Annotated in this window: 6 protein-coding genes; all 6 read right to left on the reverse strand. The window is 63.2% G+C overall.

The window, feature by feature from the left end:
- Positions 1–465 precede the first annotated feature (465 nt).
- Positions 466–1,026, reverse strand: coding sequence for an NADPH-dependent FMN reductase (locus ACSFA8_RS26290; protein ID WP_435482394.1), 561 nt, complete (start codon positions 1,024–1,026; stop codon positions 466–468).
- A 22-nt stretch (positions 1,027–1,048) separates the two neighbouring features.
- The gene (locus ACSFA8_RS26295; protein ID WP_435482395.1) at positions 1,049–2,026 is read right to left on the reverse strand and encodes a Bug family tripartite tricarboxylate transporter substrate binding protein; all 978 of its coding nucleotides are present in this window, start codon (positions 2,024–2,026) and stop codon (positions 1,049–1,051) included.
- Between the two features lie 153 nt (positions 2,027–2,179).
- A complete protein-coding gene (locus tag ACSFA8_RS26300) occupies positions 2,180–3,277 on the reverse strand; it encodes a maleylacetate reductase (protein WP_435482396.1) in 1,098 nt (365 codons plus the stop codon).
- A 10-nt stretch (positions 3,278–3,287) separates the two neighbouring features.
- Positions 3,288–3,578, reverse strand: coding sequence for a Dabb family protein (locus ACSFA8_RS26305; RefSeq protein WP_435482397.1), 291 nt, complete (start codon positions 3,576–3,578; stop codon positions 3,288–3,290).
- Entirely contained in the window at positions 3,575–4,459 is an 885-nt protein-coding gene (locus tag ACSFA8_RS26310; RefSeq protein ID WP_435482398.1) for an intradiol ring-cleavage dioxygenase, read from the reverse strand. The genes ACSFA8_RS26305 and ACSFA8_RS26310 overlap by 4 nt, the downstream gene beginning before the upstream one ends.
- A gap of 239 nt (positions 4,460–4,698) precedes the next feature.
- A complete protein-coding gene (locus ACSFA8_RS26315) occupies positions 4,699–5,664 on the reverse strand; it encodes a LysR family transcriptional regulator (RefSeq protein ID WP_435482399.1) in 966 nt (321 codons plus the stop codon).
- Positions 5,665–6,000 lie beyond the last annotated feature (336 nt).

Here is a 6,000-nt window from a genome sequence, read left to right on the forward strand (position 1 = left end):
CGAATGAGATCGATCAGCGCGCATATTTCGCGTGATCAGGCTCGAGTCGATGCAACAGGCCTAGATGTGATGCGCCGGAAGGGGCGACCGCACCAGCGAGGTCAGGCCCACGGTCGGTTTCTTGCGGGCCCCTTGAAGCCGCGAGAACAGGTGCCGTCGAGCGCCTCGACTTCTGCACCGCTGAACCTGTGACTATCGGGCGCTCGTCCGGCTGCCAGATCCAGATCGACGCCGACCAGGGCAGCGTGGTCTTGAAGTCGGCGCTGGAACTGCCTCGTTTGTTCGGTGAGGCGCACACCGGAGCCGAGGTGGTGCAGAAGGCTTGCGCCTTTCTGGTCCAAGTGCTCTCACCCGTCGTCAGTTCGGCCTATGTCGTGCAAGCGCGTCCCGAGAACATATGCATATGCGCCACCGTCCAGCACACTGCCTGATGCCCGAACCTTGATTTGCGCGGCCCTTGCGCATTCAGGCCATGCGCCCTACCCTTTCGATCCACCTGCCGAACGCATTCATCTGGTCGGTGACGAACTTTCGCGTCGTGTCGTCCGTGCACGCGCCCTTTTCGTCGAACTTGGCGGCAGCATTGCCGATGAACACCTCGGGCTTGACCAGAGGCATGGCGTTGAGGAACAACATCACTTTGCGCAGGTCGTACTGCACGCGAGCGCCTCCCAATGGACCAGGGGAGGCAGACACGATCGCAACAGGCTTCTCGTTGAACGGCTGATCTTCGCCCCGGCTCACCCAATCGATCAAGTTCTTCAATCCGCCAGGAATGCTGAAGTTGTATTCCGGCGTGGCGATCAGCACGCCGTCGGCCGCCCGGATTCGCTCGCGCAACGTGGCGACCGACGAGGGCATGCCACGCGCCAGTTCGTCGGCGTCGAAGATCGGAACCGCACGCCAGTCCAGTTCGTCGATGGTCATGCCTTGAGGCATCACTTCTCGCGCGAGTCTGATGACGAGGCGGTTGAGCGACGAATCGCGCAAGCTGCCGCACAGAGCGACGATGTCCAGCTTTTTCATTTTCTTGTCCAGATGGATGACGTCACTCGAGCGTGATGTCGTTGTCCTTGACGACCTTCGCCCAGCGCTTCGACTCGGCGCCGATGACCTGTGCGAAATCCGCAGACGAGCCCCCGACGGGGATCAGACCCAGGTCGGACAGGTAGCGCTTGTATTCGTCGGATTCGGCGATCCGGCGAGACGCACCACCGAGCAGGTCGATCACGGCCTGCGGCGTTCCCTTGAGCGCGAACACGCCGTGCCACGAGTCACCTTCGAAGCCGGGAAACACTTCGGCCACCGTCGGCACCTGCGGAAGCGACTCGAGCCTGCGCGGACTCGATACCGCCAGAGGACGAACCTTGCCGCTCTTGATGTGTTGCAGCACGTCGGCGATGGGAGAAAAGGCCGTATCGACCCGGCCACCGATCAGGTCGGTCAGTCCGCCGTCCTTGTAGGGCACGTGATTGAGTTTCAGTCCCGCGCTGTTCGCAAAGTAGGCCATCGACATGTGCGGCACCGTCCCGACACCGTACGACGCGTAGCTGACCTGGCCTGGCCGCGCCTTGGAGTCCTTGATCAGGTCCGCCATAGTTTTGTAGGGGGACTGGACGGGCACCGATATCACAAGCGGGATCGACAGCATTCGAGTCACCGGCACCAGGTCCTGCGCCTGATAGGGCATCTTCTTGTAGACGAACGGATTGATGGTGACGGTGCCACTGGCCGTGTAGAGCAGGGTGTAGCCGTCCGCCGGTGCGGCAACTGCAGCCTGGGTGCCAACGATGGTCGATGCGCCGGCCCGGTTCTCCACCACGACGGGTTGTTGCAATTGCTTGGAAATGCGGTCGCCCCAATAGCGGGCCATCACGTCGGGCGCCGTGCCCGCCGGAAATGGAACGACCAGGCGGATCGGCTTGCTGGGATATCGATCCTGCGCGTGATTGGTTGTGGCGACAGCCGCGAGCAGCGCGAAAAGAACCAGCGGGCGTTTGAATGGAGGGCTCGGTGCGATAGACATGTTGGTCGTGCTCGTTTCTTTCCGGTCAGGCCGGCCAGGTTGAAGGAAGGGAACCTTGCGCGCCGCTGTTGGGCATTGGCGCGCGGTTCCCGGTCGTCTCGCGGATCGCGATCTCGCCACGGCCTGGGCCGCGGCGGGAGGGCTGCCGCTTTTTCAGTGAGTCATCCCGGAGCGCAGATCCGCCGTCCTGGGCGGTGCTCCATCAAAGGCGGCCTGCAGAAGTTCGCGCAATGCGGCGCGTTCCAGCGGGCGCGGGTTCCAGTAGGGGTTGGCGCTTGCGAGATCGGCAGCGCGATCGAGATCGGACTCCTCCATTCCGAGATCGCGCAACGCCATCCGTTCACCCATGCCAAGCGCCAGGTCATAGACGCCGCGAGCCGCGTCGCTTGCGTTCAGCGCGCGCGCAATGCGCCGCATCGCTTGCGGAACGAAAGGCGCGTTGTAGGCCAGCGCGTGTGGCAGCACGGCGGTATGCGTCTGGGCATGCGGAAGATTGAAACTGCCGCCCAGTGTGTGACACAGCTTGTGATGAAGCGCCATCCCGACGTTGCCCAGGACGGTGCCGCACATCCAGGCACCGTAGAGCGCTGCGCTTCGCGCCTGCCGATCCCGTGGGTCGACAGCAATCGCAGGAAGCGCCGACGCCATGGACCGTATGCCTTCTTCCGCCAACAGGCTCGTGACCGGATTGGCGTTCTGCGCGTACAAGCCCTCGGCCGCATGCGCGATGGCGTTGATGCCGCTGGTGATCGACAGGGCGGCCGGCAGGCTCAGCGTCAGGGCCGGGTCGTAGAGCACCGTCTTCGGCAACACGCGCCTGTCGGTGCCGGTGCGCTTGATGCCGCCCTCGGTGATGCCGAAGACGGGCGTCATCTCGCTGCCGGCGTACGTCGTCGGCACGGCCAGGATCGCAAGGTCGCTTTCCAGCGCAATGGCTTTGCCCAGCCCGATGGTGGACCCTCCGCCCACTGCCACGGCGCAATCGGCGCGGCACCTGCGTGCCAGGTCGCGCCCTTCCCGGGCCACCTCGATGGGCACGTGCATGACGGCTCGGTCGAACAAGCCGACGGCGCTGCGGCCGAGACGGGCGACGATGGATTCGCCCATTTCACGCTGCTCCGGTGTGCACAGCACCAGGGCGCGCTGCGCGCCCATGGCCGCTAATTCACGTTCGAGGTGCTGAAGGCTGCCAACGCCGAAGACGACGCGCGTGGCGCTGGCCTCGTAGACGAAGTCTGCTGAATCTTGCATTTCGTCCTCGCTATTCTTCGACAACGTAGTCGACCAGATGCCGGGACGTGCGCAGCGTCCCGAGCTCTCTTCGCACCCTCAGATGCTCTGGATGGGTGGCATAGGCGTCCAGCGCGGCTTGCGATTCAAAGTCGCTGACCAGCACGACGTCGCATGCGTCGTCGGCCGCACTGATGTCGATGCCCACTTCGAGACGGCGCATTCCCGGTATGCGTCCGCGCAGGCCTTCGAAGCCTCGCTTGACCTGCTCGCGCGCGAAAGCGCTATCGCTCACCCGCCACATGACAATGTGCCGGATCATTTGCCGACTCCGCCTTGCGGTTGAGATGGGTTGAGCACGAAGTCGAAATCGAGGGTGTAGAAGGTTGCGTCGCTGACGGCGCCGTCCGGAGTCGGACCGGGCGGATGCTCCATCCAGTCGGCGATCAGCGACCGCCGGACGCCAAACACGGCGTCAGAGTCGAGATACTGGTCTCCGCTTCGGAACACGTGCGTGATCAGGCGCTCGTAGCGGGGGGCAGTGATCATGAAATGCAGGTGCGCGGGGCGCCACGGATGGCGCCCCAGCGCCTCCAGCATGCGCCCGACCGGCCCGTCATGGGGGATTGGATAGGCCTCGGCGCGGATCGACTTGAAGTGGAAATTTCCGTCGCTGTCCGTGTGTAGCGTGCCGCGCGCGCGGTGTCCGTGATCGCCCGCGTACTGCACGTCGTACTTGCCGTTGGCATCGGCCTGCCAGACCTGCAACTCGGCATGTGGCACCGGCCGGCCGTCCAGCCCGACGACGCGCCCGCGCACGAAGCAAGCGTCGCCGCGCGCTCCGTTCGACACGTCCTCGCCCAGCGAATACACCGGAGAGCCTTCGACATGAAAAGGCCCGAAAACCGTGGCCTCCGTGCAGGCGAGCGGCTTGGGGTTGTTGAGCGCCGTCACCAGCATCGACAAGCCCAGCGTGTCCGACAGCAGGATGAACTCCTGCCGCTTGTCGTCCGTGATATGGCCTACGTCGGTCAGGAACTGGATGCCGGCGAACCACTCCTCTTCGGTCAGCTTGATGTCGCGGGCGAACGCGTGCAGGTGCTGTACCAGGCTCGTCATCACCTCGCGCAGGCGAGCATCGTGCGCGCCGGTGTGGCGTGCGAGTACTGCTTGCGTGATGGTGTTCTCGTCGAGGTCGCGCATGAATTTGTCTCCTGTGTCTGGACTGGACTATGGAGCTACGTGCGTCTCGCGTGAAGTACGCTAGGTGGAAAACTCTTTTGCTGGCGTAACCGGTGATCCGGCGGCCCTGGGCTCGATCTCGCGTCAGCGCCGCTCCCACGTCAGTGGCAGCGCCGGAGGTCGCCTGGTCCCACGCCATGGCTACCTGCCCTGGTCTTGAGCGCGGTGCTGCGCTCGGCTCTCGCGTAGCTGATCGGTCGTCAGCGTCTGCCGTCGACGTCGCCCCTGGCATCGTCGCGCCGGACCACTTCGACGCTGGTCCACTTGCGCTCATATTCCATGTGCTTGAAGTGTTCCACCAGGAAGTCGATGAAGGTGCGCACCTTTGCCGACAAGTGGTGCCTGCTCTGGAATGCGATGTTGATGTGCAGCCGCGGCAGATCCCACTGGTCGAGCACTGGCACCAGACGACCGGCCACGAGGTCGTCGTAGACGATGTATTTGGGCTGCACCAGAATGCCGAGTCCGTCGAGCGCTGCTGCGCGCAGCACCTGTCCGTCATTGGCTTCGAGCAACCCTTTCACCTTGATCGTTCGCTCTTCCCCGTCGCGCGTGAAATTCAGTTGATCGGGGTTAAGGCTGTAGCTGTAGATCAGGAGGTCATGAGCAGCCAGGTCATCGATGGTCGCGGGCGTCCCGCGGCGGTCCAGGTAGCCCGGCGAAGCGGCCAGCACTCGGCGCGTCTCGGCAAGACTGCGAATCGTGATGCTCGAGTCGGCCTCGTACTCCCGCGTGCGAATCGCAACGTCGATGTCGTTGTCGATCAAGTCGTAGTAGCGGTTTGCAGTCACTACTTGCACGGTAATGTCGGGATAACGCCCGGTGTAGGCACGCACCAGCGGCGCGATGTGCAGCATCGAGAAAGACAGCGAGGCTGTCACACGTAAAGTGCCTGTTGGATTCAACGCCGATGAATTAACCGCTGCTTCGGCATCGCGCAAGTCCGCAAGGATGCTCTTGCAGCGGACGAGGTGATTCTTGCCCAACTCCGTCAGCCACATTCGGCGAGTGTTGCGCTGCAGCAGTCGCGCCCCAAGCCGCGTTTCCAGCGACGCCAAATGCCTGCTTGCAGCGGCGTTTGACAGGGCCATCGCCTCAGCTGCGCGCGACAGGCTATTGAGTTCGGCGACACGGACGAACAACTCGATCTCGGTCCAGCGGTCCATCGGTCTCCTTTCACCGGGATTGCGATTCTCTCTCGAAGGCGACCGTATGGACTACGGCGAATTTCGCATCATTGGCCCTGATTGGGGCCAAAGTGGATGCCCATCAAGTAGGTTCGTCGGGAATACAACGAGTTGCCGGAATTGGCGGGCAACGACATGATGGCACGGGGAACGATGAAGCGCGTCGGCGCTCACCAACAGCACCGCTGTCGGCTCCGGTGACCCTGCCTCGATTTCACGTACAGCAAGAAAGTTGGAAACTTGAGCTGTATGGAGAATCGAAATGCGAGATAGCAAGCTGCCGAAACGGCAGTACACGGACGAATTCAAGGTCGA

It is taken from the genome of Variovorax nitratireducens, from assembly GCF_051216545.1.
Classification (GTDB): Bacteria; Pseudomonadota; Gammaproteobacteria; order Burkholderiales; family Burkholderiaceae_C; genus Variovorax.